The 23,863-nt window shown below is 69.8% G+C and carries 16 protein-coding genes; 8 read left to right on the forward strand and 8 right to left on the reverse strand.

What is annotated here, in order from left to right:
• Window position 1: 1 nt before the first annotated feature.
• A complete protein-coding gene (locus tag AB0E24_RS13120; protein WP_359376648.1) occupies window positions 2–1,294 on the reverse strand; it encodes a M18 family aminopeptidase in 1,293 nt (430 codons plus the stop codon).
• 183 nt (window positions 1,295–1,477) lie between these two features.
• On the opposite strand from AB0E24_RS13120, the gene AB0E24_RS13125 reads away from it, so the two are divergent.
• The gene (locus AB0E24_RS13125) at window positions 1,478–2,236 is read left to right on the forward strand and encodes a TNT domain-containing protein (protein ID WP_232564610.1); all 759 of its coding nucleotides are present in this window, start codon (window positions 1,478–1,480) and stop codon (window positions 2,234–2,236) included.
• 12 nt (window positions 2,237–2,248) lie between these two features.
• Window positions 2,249–2,617 (forward strand): hypothetical protein, encoded by a 369-nt coding sequence (locus AB0E24_RS13130; protein ID WP_079258315.1) that lies wholly within the window; start codon window positions 2,249–2,251, stop codon window positions 2,615–2,617.
• A gap of 86 nt (window positions 2,618–2,703) precedes the next feature.
• Here the strand turns inward: AB0E24_RS13130 and AB0E24_RS13135 are convergent, their stop codons facing one another.
• Entirely contained in the window at window positions 2,704–4,530 is a 1,827-nt protein-coding gene (locus AB0E24_RS13135) for an acyl-CoA dehydrogenase (RefSeq protein ID WP_359376651.1), read from the reverse strand.
• A gap of 137 nt (window positions 4,531–4,667) precedes the next feature.
• Between AB0E24_RS13135 and AB0E24_RS13140 the strand changes: the two genes are divergently transcribed.
• Both AB0E24_RS13140 and AB0E24_RS13145 read left to right on the forward strand, forming a co-directional pair.
• Entirely contained in the window at window positions 4,668–5,162 is a 495-nt protein-coding gene (locus AB0E24_RS13140; RefSeq protein ID WP_069860325.1) for an SseB family protein, read from the forward strand.
• A gap of 120 nt (window positions 5,163–5,282) precedes the next feature.
• On the forward strand, window positions 5,283–6,269 hold the full coding sequence (locus tag AB0E24_RS13145) for a pirin family protein (protein WP_079258316.1): 987 nt from the start codon (window positions 5,283–5,285) through the stop codon (window positions 6,267–6,269).
• Between the two features lie 118 nt (window positions 6,270–6,387).
• Here the strand turns inward: AB0E24_RS13145 and AB0E24_RS13150 are convergent, their stop codons facing one another.
• Complete coding sequence (locus tag AB0E24_RS13150) at window positions 6,388–8,835, reverse strand: SdrD B-like domain-containing protein (protein WP_359377031.1); 2,448 nt, start codon at window positions 8,833–8,835, stop codon at window positions 6,388–6,390.
• A gap of 507 nt (window positions 8,836–9,342) precedes the next feature.
• Here AB0E24_RS13150 and AB0E24_RS13155 point away from each other — a divergent pair.
• The gene (locus AB0E24_RS13155; protein WP_069860776.1) at window positions 9,343–10,023 is read left to right on the forward strand and encodes a hypothetical protein; all 681 of its coding nucleotides are present in this window, start codon (window positions 9,343–9,345) and stop codon (window positions 10,021–10,023) included.
• Between the two features lie 7 nt (window positions 10,024–10,030).
• On the opposite strand, the gene AB0E24_RS13160 is transcribed toward AB0E24_RS13155, so the two are convergent.
• The gene (locus AB0E24_RS13160; protein WP_102935214.1) at window positions 10,031–11,374 is read right to left on the reverse strand and encodes a right-handed parallel beta-helix repeat-containing protein; all 1,344 of its coding nucleotides are present in this window, start codon (window positions 11,372–11,374) and stop codon (window positions 10,031–10,033) included.
• 66 nt (window positions 11,375–11,440) lie between these two features.
• Here AB0E24_RS13160 and AB0E24_RS13165 point away from each other — a divergent pair, with 66 nt between their 5' ends.
• Window positions 11,441–12,592, forward strand: a complete 1,152-nt coding sequence (locus AB0E24_RS13165; protein ID WP_359376653.1) for a Dyp-type peroxidase — start codon at window positions 11,441–11,443, stop codon at window positions 12,590–12,592.
• A 100-nt stretch (window positions 12,593–12,692) separates the two neighbouring features.
• On the opposite strand, the gene AB0E24_RS13170 is transcribed toward AB0E24_RS13165, so the two are convergent.
• On the reverse strand, window positions 12,693–14,831 hold the full coding sequence (locus AB0E24_RS13170; protein WP_232640103.1) for an ATP-binding SpoIIE family protein phosphatase: 2,139 nt from the start codon (window positions 14,829–14,831) through the stop codon (window positions 12,693–12,695).
• Between the two features lie 119 nt (window positions 14,832–14,950).
• Between AB0E24_RS13170 and aspS the strand changes: the two genes are divergently transcribed.
• A complete protein-coding gene (gene aspS / locus AB0E24_RS13175) occupies window positions 14,951–16,771 on the forward strand; it encodes an aspartate--tRNA ligase (RefSeq protein ID WP_069860319.1) in 1,821 nt (606 codons plus the stop codon).
• A gap of 197 nt (window positions 16,772–16,968) precedes the next feature.
• Here the strand turns inward: aspS and AB0E24_RS13180 are convergent, their stop codons facing one another.
• The 3 genes from AB0E24_RS13180 to AB0E24_RS13190 form a co-directional block, all read right to left on the reverse strand.
• A complete protein-coding gene (locus AB0E24_RS13180; protein WP_069860318.1) occupies window positions 16,969–17,364 on the reverse strand; it encodes a response regulator in 396 nt (131 codons plus the stop codon).
• Between the two features lie 119 nt (window positions 17,365–17,483).
• Complete coding sequence (gene metG / locus AB0E24_RS13185) at window positions 17,484–19,241, reverse strand: methionine--tRNA ligase (RefSeq protein ID WP_232640102.1); 1,758 nt, start codon at window positions 19,239–19,241, stop codon at window positions 17,484–17,486.
• A 158-nt stretch (window positions 19,242–19,399) separates the two neighbouring features.
• On the reverse strand, window positions 19,400–21,514 hold the full coding sequence (locus AB0E24_RS13190; RefSeq protein ID WP_359376658.1) for a VWA domain-containing protein: 2,115 nt from the start codon (window positions 21,512–21,514) through the stop codon (window positions 19,400–19,402).
• Window positions 21,515–21,783: 269 nt separating this feature from the next.
• Between AB0E24_RS13190 and AB0E24_RS13195 the strand changes: the two genes are divergently transcribed.
• Window positions 21,784–23,859, forward strand: coding sequence for a PhoX family protein (locus tag AB0E24_RS13195; RefSeq protein WP_079258325.1), 2,076 nt, complete (start codon window positions 21,784–21,786; stop codon window positions 23,857–23,859).
• The last annotated feature ends 4 nt before the right edge of the window (window positions 23,860–23,863 follow it).

The following is a 23,863-nucleotide window of genomic DNA, read 5'->3' on the forward strand; positions in this document are numbered from 1 at the left end:
CTCAGCCCTCCAGAAAGGCGTGCAGCGCCTTGGCCAGCAGCCGGGGGTCCTGTGCTCCGCACAGTTCCCGCGCCGAGTGCATGGACAGGATCGCGATGCCGATGTCGACGGTGGCGATGCCGTGCCGGGCGGCCGTGATCGGGCCGATCGTGGTGCCGCACGGCATCGAGTTGTGGGAGACGAAGCTCTGCCAGGGGACCCCGGCACGCTCGCAGGCGGCGGCGAAGACGGCTCTCCCGGCGCCGTCGGTGGCATATCTCTGGTTGACGTTCACCTTCAGGATCGGGCCGCCGTTGGGCCGGGGGTGGTGGCCCGGCTCATGGCGCTCGGGGTAGTTGGGGTGCACGGCGTGGCCGGTGTCGGAGGAGAGGCAGACGGTGCCCGCGAAGGCGCGGGCCCGGTCCTCGTACGCGCCGCCGCGGGCGAAGACCGAACGCTCCAGTACGGTGCCGAGCAGCGGGCCGTCGGCGCCGGTGTCGGACTGGCTGCCGTTCTCCTCGTGGTCGAAGGCGGCCAGTACGGGGATGTAGGGCAGCTCCTGGCGCGCGGCGGCGGCGATGAGCGCGGCCGTACCGGCGTGTACGGACACCAGGTTGTCCATCCGGGGACCGGCGACCAGCTCGCGGTCCCGGCCGAGGTAGGCGGGCGGCTCGACGCTGTGGGTCATCAGGTCCCAGCCGGCGATCTCCTCGGCCGCGACCCCGGTCTCCTCGGCGACGAAGCGGAGCAGGCCACCCTCCTCGACGCCGCCGAGCCCCCAGATGGGCGTCATATGGCGCTGCTTGTCCAGCTTGAGGCCCTCGGTGTTCACCGATCTGTCCAGGTGGACGGCGAGCTGGGGCACTCTCAGCAGCGGCCGGTCGACGGTGACGAGGTGGTGTGAGCCGTCCCGGAGGGTGATCCGGCCGGAGAGCCCGAGGTCGCGGTCGAGCCACGTGTTGAGCAGCGCTCCGCCGTAGACCTCGACCGCGATCTGGCGCCAGCCGTGCGCACCGGTGTCGGGAATCGGCTTGACCCGCAAATTGGGAGAGTCGGTGTGAGCGCCCACAATTCGGTACGGAGTGGCGGGCTCCGCCCCCTCCGGTACGTACCAGGCGATGATCGCGCCGCCCCGCAGTACGAACCGTCCACCGGCCGTGCCGTCCCAGGGCGCGGTCTCCTCGATCCGCCGGAACCCGGCCTTCTCCAGTCGCTCGGCGGCGCTCGCCACGGCGTGGTACGGCGAAGGGCTGGCGCGGAGAAAGGACATCAGGTCATCGGTGTGGCCGCGGTCGATGCCGGGTTGTGCGCTCATGTGCTCAGCATAGATTCGCCGGGGGGCGGCTCGCCCTGGTACGGGTCGCGGCATCCATCCGTGGGGCCACGTTGATCCAATCTGATGAAAGCACGTCAGTTAAGGCGAGAAGTCGGGTGAATCGGTCGATATTCCCCGTGACCGAGCAACGTCGCACTGAGTCGTAACTCGAGGGGATACCGGATGCGCGTTCTTCGACACCTGCTTGTCGTCCTGGGGTCACTGCTGCTGCTGTGCGCCGGCGGACCGGCCATGGCCAAGCCCGTCACGGACTTCACCGCGGCACTGGCCCCCGTGGCCGCCCCGGAGCCGGCGGCCGCGCCCTCGCCCGGCCCGCGTCCGGGCGGCGGCGGGGACGGTGAGGGCAAGGGCCACCCTCCCTCCTGTCCCACGAAGGACCGCATCGGGGGGACCAACACCGCGCCCAATCCTCCGCTCGACCGCTACTACCAGGGTGACTGGCGGCTCGGACCCGCTCAGCTCCCCCGCTACGGCGCGATCGGGGAGATGCTCGAAGGCTACGAACGGCTCGACCACTTCTCCAGCTCCTACGCGTTCCTCGACTGCTACTGGAACGAGCGGACCAACGGCTGGTGGTACCCGTACCCCGACGGCTGGGTCCTCCTCAACGACTCACCCCTGCACACCACGGTCAGGCTGAAGGTCGGTCAGAAGGTCGACCTCTTCGGAAGCGGTTTCGGCCACTTCCTCGCCCCGGCGGGCACGCCCTACGCGGAGCGCGCGCTGCCGCCCAGCAACCTCAACACCCTCGACCCGGCGTATCCGAACGGTTATCACCTCTATGAGGTCACCCAGTCCTTCCTGGTCGAGGCCGGTCCCATCCGCTCCTGGTTCGGTCAACCCGGCTTCGGTCTCCAGTATCTGACCGGGCCTTCGATCCCCCAATTGGTCGCCGCCGGTAATCTCCGCCCGCTCAACTGAGACCCTGGAGCGGTGGACAGAACGGAACTCGTCCGGACCCTCCGCGACGAGCAGGTGCCGGACGCGCTGTACGACATCCCGGGAGTGCAGGACATCCCGGTGCAGCCGGACGCGTACTACTACCTCAGACCCGCCCCGGACGGCGGCTGGGAGACCGGGCTCAGGGAGCGCTCCCTGGACCGGGACACCAGCCGGTTCGCCACCGAGGACGAGGCGTGCCGGGACCTGCTGGAGAAGCTCAGGGCCCGCCCCCGCCCGCCGGAGGCCGGGGGCGAGACGCTCGAGGAGCTGCTCGCGCAGGGCGAGGAGCTCAGGCGGTGGGCCCGGGAAGAGGTGGAACGGGCCCTGCGGGAGCGGCCGCCCGGCGACCAGGAACGGTGACGACATGACACGCGCACGGGCCAGGGGGCCGGCCGCCCCGCTGTGGGATGGACCGGCCGGCCCCCTGGACGATGTGCGAGGAGCCCTCAGAACGCGGACTCGTCCAGGTCCATCAGCCCCTTGTCGACCGACTCGGCCAGCGAGCGCTGCATCGAGACGCCCGGCAGCACCTCATGGGCGAAGAACTTCGCGGCCGCGATCTTGCCCTCGTAGAAGGAGCGGTCCTTCGAGGAGGCGGTGCCCAGCTTCTCGGCGGCCACGGCCGCGCCCTTGAGGAGCAGATAGCCGATGATCACGTCGCCGGACGCCAGCAGCAGCCGGGTGGAGTTGAGCCCGACCCGGTAGATCGAGCTGACGTCCTGCTCGGTGGCGGCCAGGTCGGTGAGCATCGTGCCGACGATCGCCTCCAGGTCCACCGCGGCCTGGGCCAGCTGGTCGCGGGCGGCCTCCAGCTCCTCGCCCCCGGCGGCCTCGGCGAGGAACTTCTTGATCTCCTCCGAGACGACGGTCAGCGCCTGGCCCTGGTCCCGGACGATCTTGCGGAAGAAGTAGTCCTGGCCTTGGATGGCGGTGGTGCCCTCGTAGAGCGTGTCGATCTTGGCGTCCCGGATGTACTGCTCCAGCGGGTACTCCTGGAGGTAGCCGGAGCCGCCGATGGTCTGGAGGGACTGCGCCAGCTGCTCGTACGCCTTCTCCGAGCCGTAGCCCTTGACGATGGGCAGCAGCAGGTCGTTGAGGCGGTTCGCGGCGGAGGTGTCCTCGCCCGCGGCCTCCTTGACCAGGATCTCGTCCTGGACGGTGGCCGTGTACAGCACCAGCGCGCGCAGGCCCTCCGCGTACGCCTTCTGCGTCATCAGCGAGCGGCGCACATCCGGGTGGTGGGTGATGGTGACGCGCGGGGCGCTCTTGTCGGTGAAGGCCGCCAGGTCCGGGCCCTGGACGCGCTCCTTGGCGTACTCCAGCGCGTTGAGGTAGCCGGTGGAGAGGGTGGCCATGGCCTTGGTGCCGACCATCATCCGGGCGAACTCGATGATCTTGAACATCTGGCGGATGCCGTCGTGCTTCTCGCCCAGCAGCCAGCCCTTGGCCGGGCCGTCGGCGCCGAAGGTCAGCTCACAGGTGTTGGAGACCCGCAGACCCATCTTGTGCTCGACATTGGTGGCGTACACGCCGTTGCGCTCGCCGAGCTCACCGGTCTCCCAGTCGAAGTCGTACTTGGGGACGATGAACAGCGACAGGCCCTTGGTGCCGGGGCCGGCGCCCTCGGGCCGGGCCAGCACGAAGTGGATGATGTTGTCGGAGAGGTCGTGCTCACCGGAGGTGATGAACCGCTTCACACCCTCGATGTGCCAGCTGCCGTCCTCCTGCCGGGTCGCCTTGGTGCGGCCCGCGCCCACGTCGGAGCCCGCGTCCGGCTCGGTCAGCACCATGGTGGAGCCCCACTGCTCGTCCACCATCAGCTGGGCGATCTTCAGCTGCTCCTCGGTGCCCTCGTCGTACAGCACACCCGCGAAGGCGGGGCCCGAGGCATACATCCAGATCGGGGTGTTGGCGCCGAGGATGGACTCGGCCGAGGCCCACAGCAGCGAGCGGGGGCAGGCCGTGCCGCCGAGCGCCTCCGGGACGCCCAGCCGCCACCACTCGGCCTCCATATAGGCCCGGTAGCTCTTCTTGAACGACTCGGGGAGCGGTGCCGTGTGGGTCTTGGGGTCGTAGACGGGCGGGTTCCGGTCGGAGTCGGCGTAGCTCGCGGCCAGCTCGTGCTCGGACAGCCGGGATATCTCGGAGAGCACGCTCTTGGCGGTCTCGACGTCCATCTCCGCGAACGGGCCGGTGCCGTACACCGTGTCGCGCCCGAGCACCTCGAAGAGGTTGAACTCGATGTCGCGGAGATTCGACTTGTAGTGCCCCATGGCGACGGCTCCGTAAGGATCGGGAGGCCAGGACCTCTGCGTTGACGCGTATCGGATCAGCTGTCCACATGATGCTACCCGTGGGTAATAAAGGGCAACCCTCAACCGGGTAACTGTGACTCAGTACGCTTCTGCGCATGTACGGCTACGACCAGAACGCGAGCGCAGGGCAGGGCTATGCCGCCCCGCCGCCTCCGCCGCAACAGCAGCCGCATGCGTCACATCACACGGCGGGTGCGGGCTACGGCCAGCAGCCGCTCTACCCGGAGCCCTCGCCGCCGTCGCTCGCCGACGCGGTGCGTGCCTTCACCACCGGTTCGATGTCGGCCGAGGACTTCCAGCAGATCTTCGCGGGGTCGAAGGTCTACTGCCCGCGCGGTGACAACCCCGGCTTCCTGGCGCTGCACAACACCCAGCAGCCGGTGATCCCCATGTTCACCTCGCTCAAGGAGTTGCGGAGGTACGCGGGCAAGGAGTCCAAGTACTTCGTGATCACCGGCGCCGAGGTGATCGACCTGCTGCCCACCGGCTACGGCTTCGTCCTCGACATGGAGGGCGAGCACCGGATCGTCTTCGATGCGAAGGCGGTGGAACAGATGGTCGATTTCGCCATGCGGCGTATGTACGGATAGATCGGTATACGTCCGGAAAATACCGTTCGCCGCGTAAGGCGCCCGGGTGGAAATAAAGGCCCCCTTGCGAGTCGTTCACCGTTCAATTAAGTTGAATGGTGAACGACCGAGGAGGCCGTGATGCCCGCAGTGACCGTAGAGAACCCGCTGACCCTGCCGCCCGTCGCGGCACCCGCCGAGGCACGACAGCGCCAAGTGCTCGCCGTCACGACCGCCCCCAGCGGTTTCGAGGGCGAGGGCTTCCCGGTGCGCCGGGCCTTCGCCGGTATCGACTACAAGCACCTCGACCCGTTCATCATGATGGACCAGATGGGTGAGGTGGAGTACGCGCCGGGCGAGCCCAAGGGCACCCCCTGGCACCCCCACCGTGGCTTCGAGACCGTCACGTACATCATCGACGGGATCTTCGACCACCAGGACTCCAACGGCGGTGGCGGCACCATCACCAACGGTGACACCCAGTGGATGACGGCCGGGGCCGGTCTGCTCCACATCGAGGCGCCGCCGGAGCACCTGGTCGTGTCCGGCGGCCTCTTCCACGGCCTCCAGCTGTGGGTGAACCTGCCGAAGAAGGACAAGCTGATGCCGCCGCGCTACCAGGACATCCGCGGTGGCCAGGTCCGGCTGCTCACCTCCCCGGACGGCGGCGCGCTGCTGCGCGTCATCGCCGGTGAGCTGGACGGTCACGACGGGCCCGGCATCACGCACACCCCGATCACGATGGTGCACGCGACGCTGGCGCCGGGCGCCGAGATCAACCTGCCCTGGCGTGAGGACTTCAACGGCCTCGCGTATGTGCTCGCGGGCCGCGGCACCGTCGGCGCCGAGCACCGCCCGGTCCACCTCGGCCAGACCGCGGTCTTCGGCCCCGGCTCCGCGCTGACCGTGCGCGCGGACGAGAAGCAGGACTCCCATACGCCGGACCTGGAAGTCGTCCTCCTCGGCGGCCGGCCGATCCGTGAGCCCATGGCGCACTACGGGCCGTTCGTGATGAACACCCGCGCGGAGCTCCAGCAGGCGTTCGAGGACTTCCAGAAGGGCCGGCTCGGCACGATCCCCGCGGTGCACGGGATGTCCGAGGGCGAAAATCCCGAGGGCGGAATATAAGGCCCGCCGGGAGGAAAGGCCCGCCGGAAAGAAAAGCGAACGAGCCCCGTCCGGATATGGACGGGGCTCGTCGGCGCTTACGGGCGGATCACCCGCTTTTCAGCGTTGTGTTGCTGTCTCAGTGTTGCCTGGCACGACGCTTCCGGGTCATGAACGCGAATGCCGCGCCCGAACCGAGCAGCAGGGCACTGAGGGAAGCGATCTTCAGCAGGCCGGACGTACCCGTGTTGGCCAGTGAACCACCGCCTCCGCCTCCGCCACCCTGGGGGCCCGGATTGTTGGGCGGCTCGGACGCGGGCGGCTCATGGGTCGGCGGCTCATGGCTCGGCGGCTCGGAGTTCGGCGGCTCCGACGACGGCGGAGTGGGCGTCGGCGTGGGAGTCGGCGGTGCCTCCTTGGGGATGTATACGCCGGCGTCGATCGTGTGATCGACCTCTCCCGGCTTGTCCGGCGCCGTGACAGGTGCCTGTCCGCTGCACAGCCGCCCGGCCTTCGGCGGGGTCACGTTGGAGTCGTGTGCCCGGTTGTCACCGGCTCGCGCGAGCGTGAACCGCAGGTCGGTGGCCGCCGGCTGAGTCGGCACCTTGGCGGTGTCCGCGGTACACACGTCGAACTCCACCGTGTACTTCGCACCCGGCTTGAGCTCGTACTCGGCGCCGACTCCACCGAAGTAGTACTCGCCGGCGGCGTCGGTCTTGGTCGTGGCGACCTGCTTGCCATCGGCGTCCAGCAGGTTGACCGTGGCGTCCGGCAGTGGCACCTCGTTGGCTCCCTCGGGATCCTGGATCCCATTGTGGTCGCCGTCGAACCACACCCGGTTGCCGATCTGGATCGGCGCGTTCGCCGCCTCATAGGCGATATCGCCGAGCCCACCGGCCTTACCGAACCCGCCTTGTTCCCGGCTGACGAACTGGAACCCGTTGGCCTTCGGGTTGTTGCCCGGGCCCTCACCGGTCGTGATGTTGTGGTACCCGGTCCCTGAGGTCGCGACATCGGCGACCGGGTCGAACTCCGTGCTGACGACCCACTGCTGCTGCGGGATATAGGCCACCGACCCCAGCGCGGTCTCCTGGTGCGCGTTGGCGAAGGTGTCGCCCGGGAAGTACTCGACGACATTGGCGGGCTGGCCGCCACTGTTGGCGGGGGTGGCGTGGTTGGGGCAGCTCCCGGTGCCTTCCCACTGGTATTCACCGGTGGGAGTGGCGCAGACCATGGTGATGTCGCCACCGGACATGCCCTGTTCCGCCGTGTCGTTCCCCGGGCGGGGGTCCAGCCCTCCCCAACTGACCACGTCCATGAACCGGTCGCGGAAACCCAGGATCATCGAGCCGTCGCGGGCGAAGGCGAGAGAGGCCAGCTCCGGCTGCGGATCGATGAAGGCGTTGTTCGTCTTCCGGTCGTCCCACGTGGCCAGGCTGGTGTTCCACGGGTTCCAGTGGTTGGTCCTGCCGTCGCCGGCACCCCAGACGCTGCCGCGTTCGTACGTGAGCGGGTGGTCCAGCACCGTGGTGAACCGTTCGCCGTCGTAGGTGTAGACGACGGCTTTCAGGTCTTCGCGCTTCTGTGTGCTCTCTGCGCTGCACACGCCGCCGACGTAGAGCTTGTTGTCGTGGACCTGAAGACCGAACGGCCGCCAGTCGCCGGGGCTCGCGCAGCCCGGGTCCGGGATGCGCACCGTCGCTTCGGGTGCGGATGCCGTGGTACCGGTCGCGTCGTAGCTGACCAGCCTCCGGGTCAGCAGGTTCACCGCGTACAGCGTCGAGCCGTCCTCCGACAGGGCCAGGCCGCCGATGCTCTCCTTCCCCGGCGCATTGGTGAACCCGGCGTCCTTGATCATGTTGGTGGCGTCGTGCGGCGTCACCGCGGCGCCCGGCACCTGAGCGAACAGGGTCGGCGTCCCACCGTCGGTCGGCGTGGTGTAGATCGCGCCACCGCCGCCCGGCCCGTACGGGGTGTACCGCCGGGCGAACGCGCCCTGGAAGATCCGCTTCTGGTACTTGTCGTAGGCCAGCGCGAACGTCGTGCCCACCTGGTCCTGCGTGTTGAGGACGGTCGGGCACTCCGTGTCGCCAGGACACGTACCTCGTTTGTCCGTCCCGAACGCCACCAGTGCCCGGGTGTCCTGCCCGTTGGCACCATTCTGAACCGGTACGAAATACCGCGAGTCCGGCAGCGCGTAATCGGCCGGGTTCCAGACCCCGGTGATGACCGAGTCGTCCTTGCCGTCCGACACGTCCACGAACGTCGTGAAGCTGTCGAAGTGGTTCTCCGCCGTCGAGGCCGGTGCCGCTTGCAGATGCTTGTCGTACGGCGCCGGGATGGTGACGTCGACGCGGTACTGGCCGCCGGTCAGTTCGGTCGACTTCGAGACCACCACCTTTCCGGTGGCATCCGTGGTGCCGGAGACCCGATGGCCATCAGGGTCGGTCACCTCGACCTTCATACCCCGCTGTGGCACGTCCATGGTCGTGTTGATCACGCCGGTGCCGAAGAAATCCCGCAGTACCTCGACGGTCAGGGTGCCGTCGCCAGTGGAAGCGGTGGCCGTCCCGGCCGTCGCGCCCATGGCGCCACCCGACAGCAGGAGAACAGACAAGCCCACTCGAGCCAGTGGACCCGTACTCTTCCCGGCTGTTCGGCGTAATCTTCTACACACTTTTCGCACAGCCATCACACTCCCCTCGTGATGTGAGCCGAACGCACATCGGCCATGAAAAAGAGCCCACCACTGTTTCGGTGGACCCGGTCGTTCTCGGTCGTTCTGGCGGATGTGGCGAATTCAGGGACTCGGGAGTGCCTTCCCCAGGCCAGTCGCACTCGTCCTCGCTTCCCCACACGGAAACAGCACAAGAGTCTGAATAGTCATCCTGAACCGCCCTACCAGGGACGATACTGTACCGGGTGGCCGCCAAGATCGGGGGTAGAGCAGAGGGTGAATGAGCGGACGAAATTAGCAATGCGCCGGGTGTGGAGCACGAGAATCAAGAAAAGTCTCCCGCGGCGCCCGGCCGGCCGCCGTCAATGGCTACGGCCACGCTGGGTGGCGGTCGCCATCGGCGGTGTGGCGGTCGCGGTGGCCGCGTTCCTGGCCATCGGCGGCGGCTCCGCCCCCAGCGGTCCAAAGACGTTGACCTCGGATCAGGCGAACCTCTTGGCGGTCACGCGGTTCCGCAACTACCAGGCGGGCGGGCGCGCGGTGACGATCGATGTGCCGAACACCGCCGGCGGGCTGACCGTCACCGGATCCATCGACTACCGCGGCAAGATCGGTTACGGCGTGGTGCGCGGCACCGGGCGCGATACGTCCAGCGACGGGCTGATCCAGTGGACGGCCACCACCGTGTTCGTCCACCCGATGGCGAACACCCCGGCGAAGGCACCGGCACGGCCGCCGGAGTCGGGCTGGTACCGCCGTCCGCTCCAGAACTACGGCAGTTCGCTGGACAGTTCGCTGGCCATCGCGCTGAAGCTCGGCAGCGACCGGCCGGAGAACGCCGAACTGCTGCCGCAGAACGGTGCCGCCTGGGTCGGGCAGGACCGGCTGGACGGCCATCAGGTGGACATCATGACCGGGCCGAACGCCCGTACCAGGTCCGGTACGCCGGGTGCCGTGCGCTACTGGATCGGCTCGGACGGCACCATGTACCGGGTTCGCGTCGGCGTGGCTTCCGCATCGCGGCCGGTGGTCATCGATTTCGACACCCAGAAGTACGTTCCGGTCCGGCCGGTACCGGGAGCCACTCCGGCGCGGTAGCCGCCGCTCAGGACGTCCGCACCCGTGCGTCCGCGGCGAGCAGTGCCGCCGACGGCAGCCGGATGTCCGCCGTTTCCGGTAGCGCCGGAACGGCCGGAACAGCGGTGGCGCCCGTGGTGGTGGCCTTCGGGAACTGCGGCTGCGGTCCGGGCGCCGCCACCTCGGTGAACGGGATACCGCCGGGCGCCGTCGGCTTCGCCCAGGTACCGGCCGGCGAGGCCGACCGGGCGGGACGCGGGCAGGACGCGGTGGTCGCGAGCCGGGCGGGCACCGTCGTGCGCAGCTCGTTGCCGCGCAGGCAGTTGCCCCGTCCCTTGGTGGCGGTGGGGAACGTCCAGCCGACGTCAACGCTGTTGGCGGCGAAGGTGTTGTCCAGGATCCGGTTGCCGTCCGGCGAAATGTCGGCGGTCGCGGTGATCACCAGCCCGGCGTTGCTGTTGCCGGTGATCCGGTTGCGGATGAACTGGTTGTCGGTGCCGCCGTCGACGCCGATGCCGATGCCCCATCCGCCGTCGGCCTGTTCGGGGGTGGCCGACTGCTGGTTGGCCGCGATCAGGTTGCCCGCGATGACGGCATCCCGCTGCGGGAGCAATTTCTCCTGGTGGTCGGAGTTGGTGGTGAGTCCGACCCGGTTACCGGCGAGGCGGTTGCCGACCACGTACATGTCGCCACTGGCATTGGTGCCTTCGTAACCGACCGCGTTGAGTTCGGCGATGTTGTCCCGCACCACGATGCGACAGGGCTTGCACTGCCCGACATAGATCCCCGAGTCGGCCGAGCCCGAGGTGTACGAGTGCTCGATGACGCCGTTCTGCGCGGAGAACGCGTAGATGCCGTACAGCCCGTTGCGGGTCGCGGTCACATGGGAGACCAGGAACGACTTCAGGAAGGTGACGGGCTCATCGCCGGTGTCATAGCCGCCGGACTGCCCCGGCGCTCCGGCGGCCGCCTTCGCCGAGCCGGTGACCAGGACCCCGTTCTGCGTGTTGTTCTCCACGGTCAGGTTCTCCACGGCCACCCCGGGAGCGGCGACGACAATGCCGTTCGGCTGCCGTAACCGCCCGTCGATGACGACCTTGCCCCGGGACTCGCCGCGAAGAGTGATACGAGCCGTGGAGATCTTCACCGACTCGTGGTACTTGCCCGGCGCGACCAGCACGAGATCGCCGGGCCGGGCCAGGGACACCGCGGCCGAGATCGTCGGGGCGTCACCCGGCACCTTGATCGTCACGTGCTCACCGGAAGGTCGCCGGCCGTCGTCCGATCCGTCGTCGCCTCCGCCGCAACCGACCAGTACGGGTGCCAGGGTTCCGAGCACCGCGGCGATCAGGCGAAGACGGAGACGAGGCATGGCCCCATCCTGGCACGGCGCGGACCAAGTCGCAGACGCCGATGCGGATATGGCACAGTTCACACTGTGTGCCAAGCCGATTCCCGCCCGTCACGCCGCACGTTTCTCGGTGCCACCGGCACCGTGACCGCCGTCGGCCTCTCCGCCGGGTGCCAATCGCGTTCCGCCCCGCCGGACCGGGACGACGCCCCCGCGCCGACCCCGCCGGTGTCACCAACGGGCCGCTACCAGGCGGGCATCACGCTTCCCCAGCCGGCCCAGCGGAACCTGCTGGCCGTGGTGGCCGACCTCGTTGACGCCGCGTCCGTCCGTCCGCTGCTGGCCGAGCTCGGCGAGGCCGTCCGCACCCTCACCGCGGGGACCGACGCACGGCTGATGGGCCTGGAGCCGGGCGATCTGACCGTGACGATCGGGGTGGGCCCCCGGCTGGTGCGCGAGGTCGATCCCGCCCTGCCCGGCGCGAAGGACCTCCCACGGTTCTCCCGCGAACGGATCGCCTCCCGGGCACGCGGCGGCGATCTGCTGATACAGATCTGCGCCGACGACGCCTTGGTGATACCGGTCGTGGCCGCCGCGCTTGTCGAGCAGGCCGGTGACCGGATACGGGAACGCTGGCGGCAGTCCGGGGTCCGCGGTTCGAATGTGCGGGTGGATCGGGGCGTCACCGCGCCACGAAACCCCTTTGGTTTCATCGACGGCATCGTGGGCCCCCATACGAGGGCCGAACAACGACGCGACCTGTGGTTGGCCGGGCCGGCTCCGGTCGCCCACGGCACCCTCGCCGTACTACGGCGCATGGAAGTCGACCTGCCGCGGTTCGCCAAGCTGTCCGTCGCCGAACAGGAAGCGGTCTTCGGCCGCCGCCGGGCCACCGGCGTACCCCTCTCCGGCGGCACCATCGCCTCCGGCCCGGACCTCGGCGCCAAAACGCCGGACGGGCGCTACCTCGTCCCTGCGGACGCCCACGCCCGCAGGGCACACGCCACGGCGGTCGGCGTCGGCCTCATGCTCCGTCGCTCCTACAGCTTCGACGGACCCACTCCCGGCCTGCTCTTCATGAGCTTCCAGAACGACATACGGACGTTCACCAACACCCTCACCCGTATGGACAATTCCGACGCCCTGCTGGAATACACGACCACGACCGCCAGTGCGACCTTCCTGATCCTTCCTGGTTTCGACGAACAACACCCGCTCGGTTCTCAGCTCTTCCGCTGAACGCGCTCCGCGGGAAGTGCCCCGACGCGTCGTCGGTATCGACACAGCCCCGCGCCCCTTCGGGGCGCACCCGAACCGCACCGGACTTCAGCGAGACCGCTCAGGCCCCGTCCTCCGGCGTGGCCTCGTACAGCTCGTACCAGATGCACTTGCCGTCGCCGCGCGGATCCACTCCCCAGTTGTCGGCGAGCACCTCCATCAGCAGCAGCCCGCGCCCGGAGGAGGCCAGCTCGCCCGGACGGCGGCGGTGCGGCAGCTCATCGCTGCTGTCGGCGACGTCCAGCCGCAGTCGCCGGGCCCCGTGCCGCCCACGGATCTCGGCCACCAGCAGGGCGTCCCCGTCGGTGTGCACCAGGACGTTGGTGACCATCTCGGAGAGCATCAGCACCGCCGACTCCACCTGTTCCGGGTCGGCCCAGTCGTGCAGCATGTCGCGCAGCTGCTGCCGGGCGCCCGCTATCCGCTCGGGCTCGGCCTGCGCGACCGTGACCGCCGTACGCCGCACCGGCGCAGAACCGGGCCCGACCAGGCAGAGCTCCGCCTCCCGGCGGATCAGCAGCAGCGCTATGTCGTCCTCGCGCCGGTCCGCGAGCGGGCCGGTGGTGTGGTGGGAGGGCGGTCCGTGCACCGCCTGCACCAGGGAGTCGGCCAGGACCTCGAGGTCGTCGGAGTCCAGACCGCCGGAGTCGGCGGCCGGGACGACCGGCCGCTCGAAGACCTTCCGGATCCGGTCCCAGCCGGTCTCCAGATCGTGCCCGCCGGTCTCGATCAGCCCGTCGGTGCACATCAGCAGCGTCTCACCGGGCTCCAGCACCACCCGGGTGGTCGGATAGTCGGTGTCCGGGTCGATGCCCAGCGGCAGCCCGCCCGCCGTGGGCCTGATCATCATCGTGCCGTCGGCGAGCCGGACCGCCGGGTCGGGGTGGCCCGCGCGGGCGATGTCCAGGGTGCCGGCCACCGGGTCCACCTCCATGTAGAGGCAGGTCGCGAACCTCGGGTCGTACCGGCCGTCCGGGCCCTCGGGCTCGGCGAGACCGGCCAGGAAGCGGGAGGCGCGGGAGAGCACCGCGTCGGGGTGGTGGCCCTCGGAGGCGTACGCCCGGACCGCGATCCTCAGCTGGCCCATGATCCCCGCGGCGCGCACATCGTGGCCCTGCACATCGCCGATCACCAGCGCGGTACGGCCCGACGGCAGCCCGATCACGTCGTACCAGTCGCCGCCGACCTGGAGTCCGCCGCCGGTCGGCACATAGCGCGCGGCCACCGTCAGCCCCGGGATATCGGGCTTGTCGGCGGGCAGCATCGAGCGCTGGAGCCCGTCCGCCAGCTCCCGCTCGGTCTCCTGGAGCGCGGTGCGGGACAGCGCCTGGGCCAGCATCCGGGCGATCGTGGTCAGCACCGAGCGCTCATCGGGCGAGAACGACACCGGATAGGCGAATCCGGCCATCCACGCGCCGATGGTGCGGCCCGCGACGATCAGCGGCAGAAACGCCCAGGACCGGCGGATACGGGTCCGGCCCGGGGTCCACGCGGCCGGAAACCGGCCGCGGTACTCCTCCGGGGTGGGCAGATAGACCGCCCGGCCGGTGCGGACCACCTCGGCCGCCGGATGGTCGGTGCTCAGCGCGATGTCGTGCAGGGGGCGGTCGGTGCCCGCCCGGGGTCCGTGATGGCCGATCACCGAGATCCGCTCGCCCTGGACGCCGAAGACCGCGAGCCCGTCCGGGGAGAAGCCCGGCATGGACAGCCCCGCCGCGACCCGCAGCACCTCGGCGGTGGACATCGCCTCCGCCAGCGCCCGCCCCGCGTCCAGCAGGAACGCCTCGCGGTTGCGGCGCCAGTCGCCGGTGATCGGCGGGCCGAAGCCCGAGGTGCCCGGCAGCGGATCGGGCACCTCCTGGAGGGTGCCGAGCAGGTAGTAGCCGTCCTCGCTGCCGCCCCGCGCTATCGGCCGGGAACGGGTGCGCACGGTCCGCAGCACGGTGCCCTTCTCGTCCACGATGCGCAGCCGCGCCTCGGCCAGGGTGCCCTCGGCCACTGCGAGCTGGACTATGGCCTTGACCTCGAGCCAGTCCGCGGGGTGGAAACAGGCGCGGGCGGCGGCCTCGGGAACGGTGACGGGCTCGGCGGGAAGGCCCACCAGCCGGGCCGCCTCCGCGTCGTAGGTGACAGCGCCCGAGACACTGTCCCACCGCCATAGGCCGGTCGCTATGGCGGCCAGCAGGTCCTCGGTGCGCATTGCACTACCTTATGGGGGTTTGCCAACGGCTTACCAGTGAGGGGCACCGCGCCGGTAGGCTTGGCCGGAAGCTCCCCGAGGGTATGTACGCCTCCCGCTCGACACGACTTGGATGAATGATGCATCGGTACCGGTCCCACACGTGTGGTCAGCTCCGCGCCGCTGACGTCGGCACCGACGTCCGGCTCTCCGGATGGCTCCACAATCGACGGAACCTGGGCGGCATCCTCTTCATCGATCTCCGCGACCACTACGGCCTGGTCCAGCTGGTGGTGCGCCCCGACACCGCCGCCAACGAGGCGCTGAGCTCGATCACCAAGGAGACCGTCGTCCGCGTCGACGGCCGGGTCATCGCGCGCGGCGCGGAGAACGTCAACCCCGAACTGCCGACCGGCGAGATCGAGGTCGAGGTCACCGACGTCGAGGTGCTCGGCGCCGCCGACCCGCTGCCCTTCACCGTCTTCCCCGAGGACGGGGTCGGCGAGGAGCGGCGGCTGGAGTACCGCTTCCTGGACCTGCGCCGCGAGCGGATGCACCGCAACATCATGCTGCGCTCCGCCGTCATCTCCGCCATCCGGCAGAAGATGACCGCGCAGGGGTTCAACGAGCTGGCCACCCCGATCCTGTCCGCCACCTCGCCGGAGGGCGCCCGGGACTTCCTGGTTCCCTCCCGGCTGCACGCGGGCAAGTTCTACGCGCTGCCGCAGGCCCCGCAGCAGTTCAAGCAGCTGCTGATGATCGCGGGCTTCGACCGCTACTTCCAGATCGCGCCCTGCTTCCGCGACGAGGACGCCCGTGCCGACCGCTCGCCGGGCGAGTTCTACCAGCTCGACGTCGAGATGAGCTTCGTCGAGCAGGAGGACGTCTTCGGCGTCATCGAGAAGGTCATGACCGAGCTCTTCGAGGAGTTCGGCGGCGGCCGCCACGTCACCTCGCCCTTCCCGCGGATCCCGTTCCGCGAGGCCATGCTGAAGTACGGCTCCGACAAGCCGGACCTGCGGGCCCAGCTGGAGCTGCGGGACGTCAGCCATATCTTCGAGGGCTCCGGCTTCAAGGCGTTCGCCGACAAGCACGTACGCGCGCTGGCCGTGCCGGACACCGCCGAGCAGCCCCGGAAGTTCTTCGACCAGCTCGGTGAGTTCGCCGTGGAGCAGGGCGCCAAGGGGCTGGCCTGGGTCCGGATCGGCGAGGACTCCAAGCTGACCGGTCCGATCGCGAAGTTCCTCACCGACGAGGACGTCGAGAAGCTGATCACCGAGGTCGAGGGCAAGCCCGGCACGTCGATCTTCTTCGGCGCGGGTGACTTCGACGAGGTCTCCAAGATCATGGGCGCGGTGCGGGTCGAGGCCGCCAAGCGGGCCGGCCACTTCGAGGACGGCGTCTTCCGCTTCTGCTGGATCGTGGACTTCCCGATGTTCGAGCGGAACGAGGACACCGGGCAGATCGAGTTCTCGCACAACCCCTTCTCGATGCCGCAGGGCGGCCTGGAGGCCCTGCGCACACGGGACCCGCTGGATATCTTGGCGTGGCAGTACGACATCGTCTGCAACGGTGTGGAGCTGTCCTCCGGCGCCATCCGGAACCACGAGCCGGAGGTCATGTACGAGGCGTTCGAGATCGCGGGCTACTCCCGGGAAGAGGTCGAGCGCGAGTTCGGCGGAATGCTGCGCGCGTTCCACTTCGGCGCCCCGCCGCACGGCGGTATCGCCCCCGGCGTCGACCGCATCGTGATGCTGCTGGCCGATGAGCCCAACATCCGCGAGACCATCGCCTTCCCGCTCAATGGCAACGCCCAGGATCTGCTGATGGGCGCGCCCAGCGAGGTGGACGACACCCGGCTGCGCGAGCTGCACCTGTCGCTGCGCAAGCCGCCGCAGGTCAAGCAGGCCGAGAAGACGGGCCAGACGGCGGGCGAGGCGCCCGAGAAGCCCGCCGAGTAGACGGGGCGGAACGAGACCCACGGGGCGGGGGCGTGCCGAACGGCGCGCCCCCGCCCCGCGTATGAGTGGCCGTGGACGGCCGGTGGCCGAATGACGCGCTTCGCACAGCCATTCACAGCCGGCACCCATGGGGCTGCCAGGTTGCGCCCTGAAGCCGTGGAGCCCCATGGAAGCTGTGGAGCCCTGAAGTCGTGGGGTCACAGCCGCCGGTCCACGCCGCACGGTGTGCCCCGGTCCGCGCGGGCCGCCCGGTGCACGGCGCGCAACAGCCGCTTCGGCGTGGTCCGGTGCTGCCATAAGACGGCCTGGACGCCGTACTCCATCACCGCCATCAGCTCCGTCTCACGGAGCTCACCCGCGATCAGCACCACCCGCTGCCGGCCGCCCCGCACCAGGCGGCGCAGCTCCGCGCCCGCGCGGTCGTCGAGGCGCTCGGCGAGCATGACGGCGACCGCGCCGCGGGGCTCGCCACCGAGCGGACCTGGCCGGTCGACCAGCTCGACGCTGGGCTGATGCTTCAGATGACGCAAGACCCCGGCCCGGCTGAGCGGGTCGGGGCCGTGGACCGTCACCGTGACACGTACGTCCGGCACTGCGTTCCTCGACTTCCCGATGGAATTGGACTCCACAGGGTCATCGAGAGGACTAAACGAACGGTTGTCGCGCGATCAACACGCGCATGAGCGGCCGTGCGGCACCGCGTACAAACGCCTTACGCGGCGCCGTTCCCGTTCTGCTCCGCGCCGCCGAAGCGCTCCCGGTAGGACTCCAGGTCCTCCTCGGTGATCTTCGCGAAGAGCACCGGGGGAACGGTGAAGGCCGTGCCCGCCGGGACCGACGCCAGCGCCCGCGCCTCCTCCTGGCCGACCCAGGTCGCGGTGTCCTCGCCCAGCGCGAACGCCGACCGCATGGCCCGCGCCGAGGCCGGGATGAACGGCTCGGAGACGATCGCGTAGAGGTGGATGAGGTTCATCGCCGTACGGAGGGTGAGGGCCGCGGCCTCCTGGTCGGCCTTGATCTCCAGCCAGGGGGCCTTCTCCTCCAGGTAGGAGTTGCCCGCGCTCCACAGGGCGCGCAGCGCCGCCGCGGCCTTGCGGAACTGGAGCGTGTCCATGTGCTCCTCGTACTCCGCCAGCAGCCGCGCGATCTCCTCGCCCAGGCGCTCCTCCGCCTCACCGGCGGCCTTCCCGGCCGGGACCTCGTCGCCGAACCGCTTGCGGGAGAAGGACAGCACACGGTTGACGAAGTTGCCGAGGGTGTCGGCCAGGTCCTTGTTGACCGTGGCGGTGAAGTGCTCCCAGGTGAAGGAGGTGTCGTCGGACTCCGGGGCGTTCGCCATCAGGAAGTAGCGCCAGTAGTCGGCGGGCAGCACCTCGAGCGCGGCGTCCGTGAACACCCCGCGCTTCTGGGAGGTGGAGAACTTCCCGCCGTAGTACGTCAGCCAGTTGAACGCCTTGACGTAGTCGACCTTCTTCCAGGCGTCCCGGGTGCCGAGGAGGGTGGCCGGGAACATCACGGTGTGGAACGGGACGTTGTCCTTGGCCATGAACTCGGTGTAGCGGACGGACTCGTCCACGTCGTACCACCACGACTTCCAGTCGCGGAGCTCCGTGTCCGTGTCCGCGTCCGTGTCCTTCGCGGAGTCCGCCCACTCCTTCGTGGCTCCGATGTACTCGATCGGGGCGTCGAACCAGACGTAGAAGACCTTGCCCTCGGCCGCCAGGTCCGGCCAGGCGTCGGCCGGCACCGGTACGCCCCAGTCCAGGTCGCGGGTGATCGCCCGGTCCTGGAGCCCCTCGTTCAGCCACTTGCGGGCGATCGAGGAGGCCAGCGTCGGCCACTCCTTGCCGTGCTCGTCGACCCAGGCGGCGACCTCGTCCGCCAGCTTGGACTGGAGCAGGAAGAGGTGCTTGGTCTCCCGGACCTCAAGATCGCTGCTGCCGCTGATCGCGGAGCGGGCGTCGATCAGATCGGTCGGGTCGAGCACACGGGTGCAGTTCTCGCACTGGTCGCCGCGGGCCTTGTCGTAGCCGCAGTGCGGGCAGGTGCCCTCGATATAGCGGTCGGGGAGGAAGCGGCCGTCGGCGTTGGAGTACACCTGGCGGATCGAGCGCTCCTCGATGAAGCCGTTCGCCTTCAGCTCACGTGCGATCGTCTGGGTGATCTGCACATTCTGCGCGGAGGAGCTGCGGCCGAAGTAGTCGAAGGCGAGCCCGAAGCCGTCGTAGACCGCCCGCTGCGCGTCGTGCTGCTGGGCGCAGAACTCGTCGACCGGCAGCCCGGCCTCCTTGGCGGCCAGCTCGGCGGGGGTGCCGTGCTCATCGGTGGCGCAGATGTAGAGGACGTCATGGCCGCGCTGGCGCAAATAGCGGGAGTAGACGTCGGCCGGGAGCATGGACCCCACCATGTTGCCCAGGTGCTTGATCCCGTTGATGTAGGGAAGGGCGCTGGTGATGAGGTGTCGAGCCATTGCAGGCTGCTCCCGAGTCGATACGGTAGGTGACTTTTTGCTCTACTGAGCCGCCCATATCGTATCCGAGCGACGGGGGCCACCCGCGCGGCGTTTTTCCGCGGCGGATGGCCCCCGGGGTGGCGCCGGAGCGGCGCCTGCCTGGATGAGGTCGCTCGTCAGCCCTGCTCGCGGGCGGCCAGCCAGCCCGGGAACTTCTTCAGGATCTCCCGGTACAGCTCGGCGTCGGCGACCGTACGAGGGTCGAGCCCCGCGTGGAAGAAGCCGGTGTTGTCGACCGCCCGCTTCTCCGGGACGGCGAGGGCGGGCGAGGTGTCCAGCTTCCGCAGGAAGTCGAACCCCTTCGCCTCCGGGTCCCCGAACGCGAGGAACTGCCAGAACAGCGGCAGCCCCGCCGCCTCGCACAGCGCCTTCTCGGCGGCGGTCTTGGCGGTGGGCGCGCCGTCCGTCTGGAAGATCACGAACGCGGGGTCGGTGGTGCCGGACGCCTTGTAGTGCTCGATGACGGCGTTGACGGCGGTGTGGTAGTTCGTCCGCCCCATGTGCCCGAGCGAGCCGTGCAGCTCCTCGATACGGCCGGTGTGGTGATCCAGCTCGATTTCGGCGGTGCCGTCGATGTCGGTGGAGAAGAACACGACGGGCAGGGTGCCGCTGGTGTCGAGCCGCGCGGACAGGGCGAGCGCCTGGTCGGCGAGGTGCTGAACGGTGCCGTCCTTGAAGTACCCCCGCATCGACCCGGACCGGTCCAGCACGAGGTAGACAACCGCCCGCTGCCCGTCCAGCCCATGCGCCTTGACGGCTTCCCCGGCAGCGGTATACGCCCCGACCAGCCCGGACGCCCGCGACTCGAGATCGCCGAGGGGAATGCCGGGCGCGCCGGCCTCGGGGGCGGTCGCGGTGGCGGCCGCGTCGGCCTTGGGGGCGGCTGCGGTGGCGGTGGCGGTGGGTGCAGTGGCGGCTGCGGCTGCGGTGGCGGCTGCGACCGGCTCGGGGTCGGGCGTGGCCGCGGGCTTGGGCTCGGGGTCGGCTGCGGGCGTGGCCGCGGGCTCGGGGCCGTCCTCGGCTTCGACCTCAGATGCGGCCGCGGACGCGGGCTCGCCCTTGGCCTCGGCATCGGCTGCGGTCTCGACCTTCGGCCCGGCGTCGGTCTCGGGCTCGACGTCGGCTGCGGGCTCGGTCTCTGCCTTGGCTTCCGCCTCGGTGCGCTTGTCGTCGGCCTCGGGCTCGGGGTCGCTTGCGGCTGCGGGCTCGGCTTCCGGCTTGGCTTCCGCCTTCGCGGGCTCGTCGTTGGCTTCGGAGGCGGGGGCGCTTCCGGCCTCCGCTTCCGGCTTTGCCTCGGCGGGCTCATCGTCGGTCTTGGCTGCGGAGGTGCCGCCCTCCACCTTGGCGGGCTCGTTGTCAGCCTCTGTTGCTGCCTCAGCCTTGGGCGCTGCGGCTTCCGCTGCCGGTTCGGTTTCGGGCGTGGAGTCGGACGCTGTAGCGGTCTCCGTCTCCCTCTCGATGGGCTCGGCCTCGGTTGAGGGCTTGGCTGCCGCTTCCGCCTCGGCGGGCTCGTCGCCAGGCTCCGTCTCCGCCTCGGCGGCGGCACGTGCCTCCGCCGCCGGAGCCGCCGTGGCGTCCGCATCCGCATCCGCATCCGCGTCCGCGTCGGCCTCAGCCGTGGCGGTGGAGTTCGGTTCGGCCTCGGCTGTCTCCGCCTTGTCCTTCACGTCGGTCGCCGACGCGGTGGGGGACGTGGCGTCGTCATCGTCCGTAGGCGGCTCGGACGCGGCATTTGCCTCGGCCTCGGCGGCGGGCTCGTCCGCCCCCTGCTCCGGGGCGGCCGTTTCCTTCTCGTCGGCCGCTGCCGCGACCGCGGGCTCGCCGTCCGACGTTGACGTGTCCTCGCGCTCGGGGGACTTCAGGATCTCGTCGAGGGACTTCAGCGGGGTGGACAGGGCCGGGTCGTGCGCGGATTCGTCGTCCGGGGAGTCCGGGGAGTCCGGGGAGTCCGGGGAGTCCGAGGCCGGGGCCAGGGGGGCCGCAGTCGACTCAGGGTCAGGCTTCGGCTCAGCCTCAGCCTTAACCCCAACCGCGGACTCGGCCTCATCCGTGGGTCCGGCGTTCGACTCGGCCTTCTGCCCGGCCTTCTCGTCCACCGTCGGCTCCGCCGACTTCGGCTCCGCGGACTGGGGGTCCGGGACAACCGCCGCCTCCGGCGCAGCAGAAGCATCGTCCACCCCCGTGGTTCGGGAGCGGCCGAAAACTTTGCGCAGTAGGTCCCGTATGCCCATGGGAGATACCTCTCACGTGTCGAGTGCGGTGCATGGCGGTGCATGACCGTGGTGCCGAAAGGCTAGCGGGCCGTTCGGCGGCCCTCTTCCGCCGATTCCGCTCGCGCTTCGTTCACCTCTGGTTCAGGCGTTCGTCGCCACTGTGCGGTTCTACGCCCATAGCTTCGCCACCAAAGGATCCCGACGTCATGTCGGCCCGGACCGCGTCGGCTCACCGCCCACGCGGGCCGTGCGAAGCCCATACGTGACACCCTTACGGAGGGGAAGACGTGCGCAACCTCCTGCCGCTCATCAGCTCACACCCGGGCGGTCGTTCCGCGCTGACATGCCGGTACCGCTGTGGCGACGCCTGTTTTCACGAGACGCCGAACACCAGCGACAACGCCTACGTGGGCGATGTCATCGCCGGTGCCGCGTCGCGCCGTTCGCTGCTGCGGGCCGGTGCGGTGGTGACCGTGGCCGCCGCGACCGGTGTCGTGGCGGTGGAGCGGGCGCCGCAGGCGTCCGCCGCGGCGAACAGCGCCGCCGCCCCCGCCGCCGCGGCGGCGGGGGGCAAGGCCGCCCGCGGCCTCCGCTTCGCGCCGGTCGCCCCCAACACCGAGGACGTCGTGGTCACCGCCGAGGGCCACGACCAGAACGTGGTGATCCGCTGGGGCGACCCGATCCTGCGCGGTGCGCCCGCGTTCGACCCGGACAAGCAGAGCGCCAAGGCCCAGGAGGGCCAGTTCGGTTACAACAACGACTACATGGCGGTGCTGGACGTCCCCGGCGAGCGCGACCACCAGCTGCTCGTGGTCAACCACGAGTACACCGACGAGGTGCTGATGTTCGCCGGGTACGACCCGGAGAACCCCACCCGCGAGCAGGCCGAGATCGGCTGGGCCGCGCACGGGCTGTCCGTGGTCGTGACGGCCGAGGAGCGCAGGCTGGGCCGGCTCACCGCCGTGCCCCGGCACCGCCTCAACCGCCGTATCACCGCGACCACCGCGTTCGAGGTCACCGGCCCGGCGGCGGGCAGCGAGCTGCTGCGCACCTCCGCCGACCCGTCCGGCAAGCGCATCCTCGGCACGCTGAACAACTGCGGTGGCGGCATCACGCCGTGGGGCACGGTGCTCTCCGGCGAGGAGAACTTCAACCAGTACTTCGCCAACGCCGGTTCGGTCACCGACCCGACCACCGCGGCCCGCCTCAAGCGCTACGGCATCGCCGGTGCCGCCTCCGAGCGCAAGTGGGAACGGTTCGACGACCGTTTCGACGTGGTCAAGGAGCCGAACGAGACCAACCGCTTCGGCTGGGTGATCGAGATCGACCCGTTCGACCCCGACTCCACCCCGCGTAAGCTGACCGCGCTGGGCCGCTTCAAGCACGAGGCCGCCGAGCCCCGGCTGACCAGCGACGGCCGTCCGGTCCTCTACATGGGCGACGACGAGAAGTTCGACTACTTCTACAAGTTCGTCTCCGCCAAGCGGATGATGAAGGGCAACAGCCGCATCGCCCGCGAGCACAACCGCACGCTCCTGGACGAGGGCACGCTGTACGTCGCCAAGTTCACCGGTGACAGCCCGGCCGCCGAGATCGACGGCTCCGGAAAGCTGCCCAAGGACGGCGAGTTCGACGGCGCCGGTGAGTGGATCCCGCTGGCCTGCGGCGACCGCTCCTTCGTGGAGGGCATGACCGCCGAGGAGGTGTACGTCTTCACGCGCATCGCCGCCGACAAGGTGGGTGCGACGAAGATGGACCGCCCCGAGGACGTCGAGCCGAGCCCGCGCACCGGCCGCGTCTACATCGCGCTGACCAACAACACCGACCGCGGCAAGGCGGACAAGGCCCCGGCCGACGAGGCCAACCCGCGCAACGGCAACAAGCACGGCCAGATCCTGGAGCTGACCGAGCGCTGGAACAACGCCGGATCCACCCGCTTCAACTGGCGGCTGTTCCTGGTCTGCGGCGACCCCGAGGACCCGAGCACCTACTTCGGCGGCTTCCCCAAGGACCAGGTCAGCCCGATCTCCTGCCCGGACAACATCACCTTCGACGCGTACGGCAACCTGTGGATCTCCACCGACGGCAACGCGCTCGGCAACCACGACGGGCTGTTCGGCGTGGCGACGGCGGGCAGCCGGCGCGGTGAGGTCAAGCAGTTCCTGACCGTGCCCACCGGCGCCGAGACCTGCGGTCCGATCGTGCAGGACCGGCGGGTGCTGGTGGCCGTGCAGCACCCGGGCGAGCTCGACGGCGCGAGCGTCGAGAAGCCCGCGTCCACCTGGCCCGACGGTCCGGGCAAGCTGACCCGGCCGTCCGTGATCAGCGTCTGGCGGCGCGACGGCGGCGACATCGGCGCCTGAGGTA

It is taken from the genome of Streptomyces malaysiensis subsp. malaysiensis (assembly GCF_040653035.1).
In the GTDB taxonomy this organism is placed as follows: Bacteria; Actinomycetota; Actinomycetes; order Streptomycetales; family Streptomycetaceae; genus Streptomyces; species Streptomyces malaysiensis.

What these genes read in the sequence shown, in the direction of transcription:
- AB0E24_RS13125 (WP_232564610.1), top strand. Translation starts at nt 1,478, where the DNA reads ATGCGCGTTCTTCGACACCTGCTTGTCGTCCTGGGGTCACTGCTGCTG.
- AB0E24_RS13170 (WP_232640103.1), bottom strand. Translation starts at nt 14,831, where the DNA reads ATGCGCACCGAGGACCTGCTGGCCGCCATAGCGACCGGCCTATGGCGG.
- AB0E24_RS13190 (WP_359376658.1), bottom strand. Translation starts at nt 21,514, where the DNA reads ATGGGCATACGGGACCTACTGCGCAAAGTTTTCGGCCGCTCCCGAACC.
- AB0E24_RS13140 (WP_069860325.1), top strand. Translation starts at nt 4,668, where the DNA reads ATGTACGGCTACGACCAGAACGCGAGCGCAGGGCAGGGCTATGCCGCC.
- AB0E24_RS13120 (WP_359376648.1), bottom strand. Translation starts at nt 1,294, where the DNA reads ATGAGCGCACAACCCGGCATCGACCGCGGCCACACCGATGACCTGATG.
- AB0E24_RS13160 (WP_102935214.1), bottom strand. Translation starts at nt 11,374, where the DNA reads ATGCCTCGTCTCCGTCTTCGCCTGATCGCCGCGGTGCTCGGAACCCTG.
- AB0E24_RS13135 (WP_359376651.1), bottom strand. Translation starts at nt 4,530, where the DNA reads ATGGGGCACTACAAGTCGAATCTCCGCGACATCGAGTTCAACCTCTTC.
- aspS (WP_069860319.1), top strand. Translation starts at nt 14,951, where the DNA reads ATGCATCGGTACCGGTCCCACACGTGTGGTCAGCTCCGCGCCGCTGAC.
- AB0E24_RS13150 (WP_359377031.1), bottom strand. Translation starts at nt 8,835, where the DNA reads ATGGGCGCGACGGCCGGGACGGCCACCGCTTCCACTGGCGACGGCACC.
- AB0E24_RS13145 (WP_079258316.1), top strand. Translation starts at nt 5,283, where the DNA reads ATGCCCGCAGTGACCGTAGAGAACCCGCTGACCCTGCCGCCCGTCGCG.
- metG (WP_232640102.1), bottom strand. Translation starts at nt 19,241, where the DNA reads ATGGCTCGACACCTCATCACCAGCGCCCTTCCCTACATCAACGGGATC.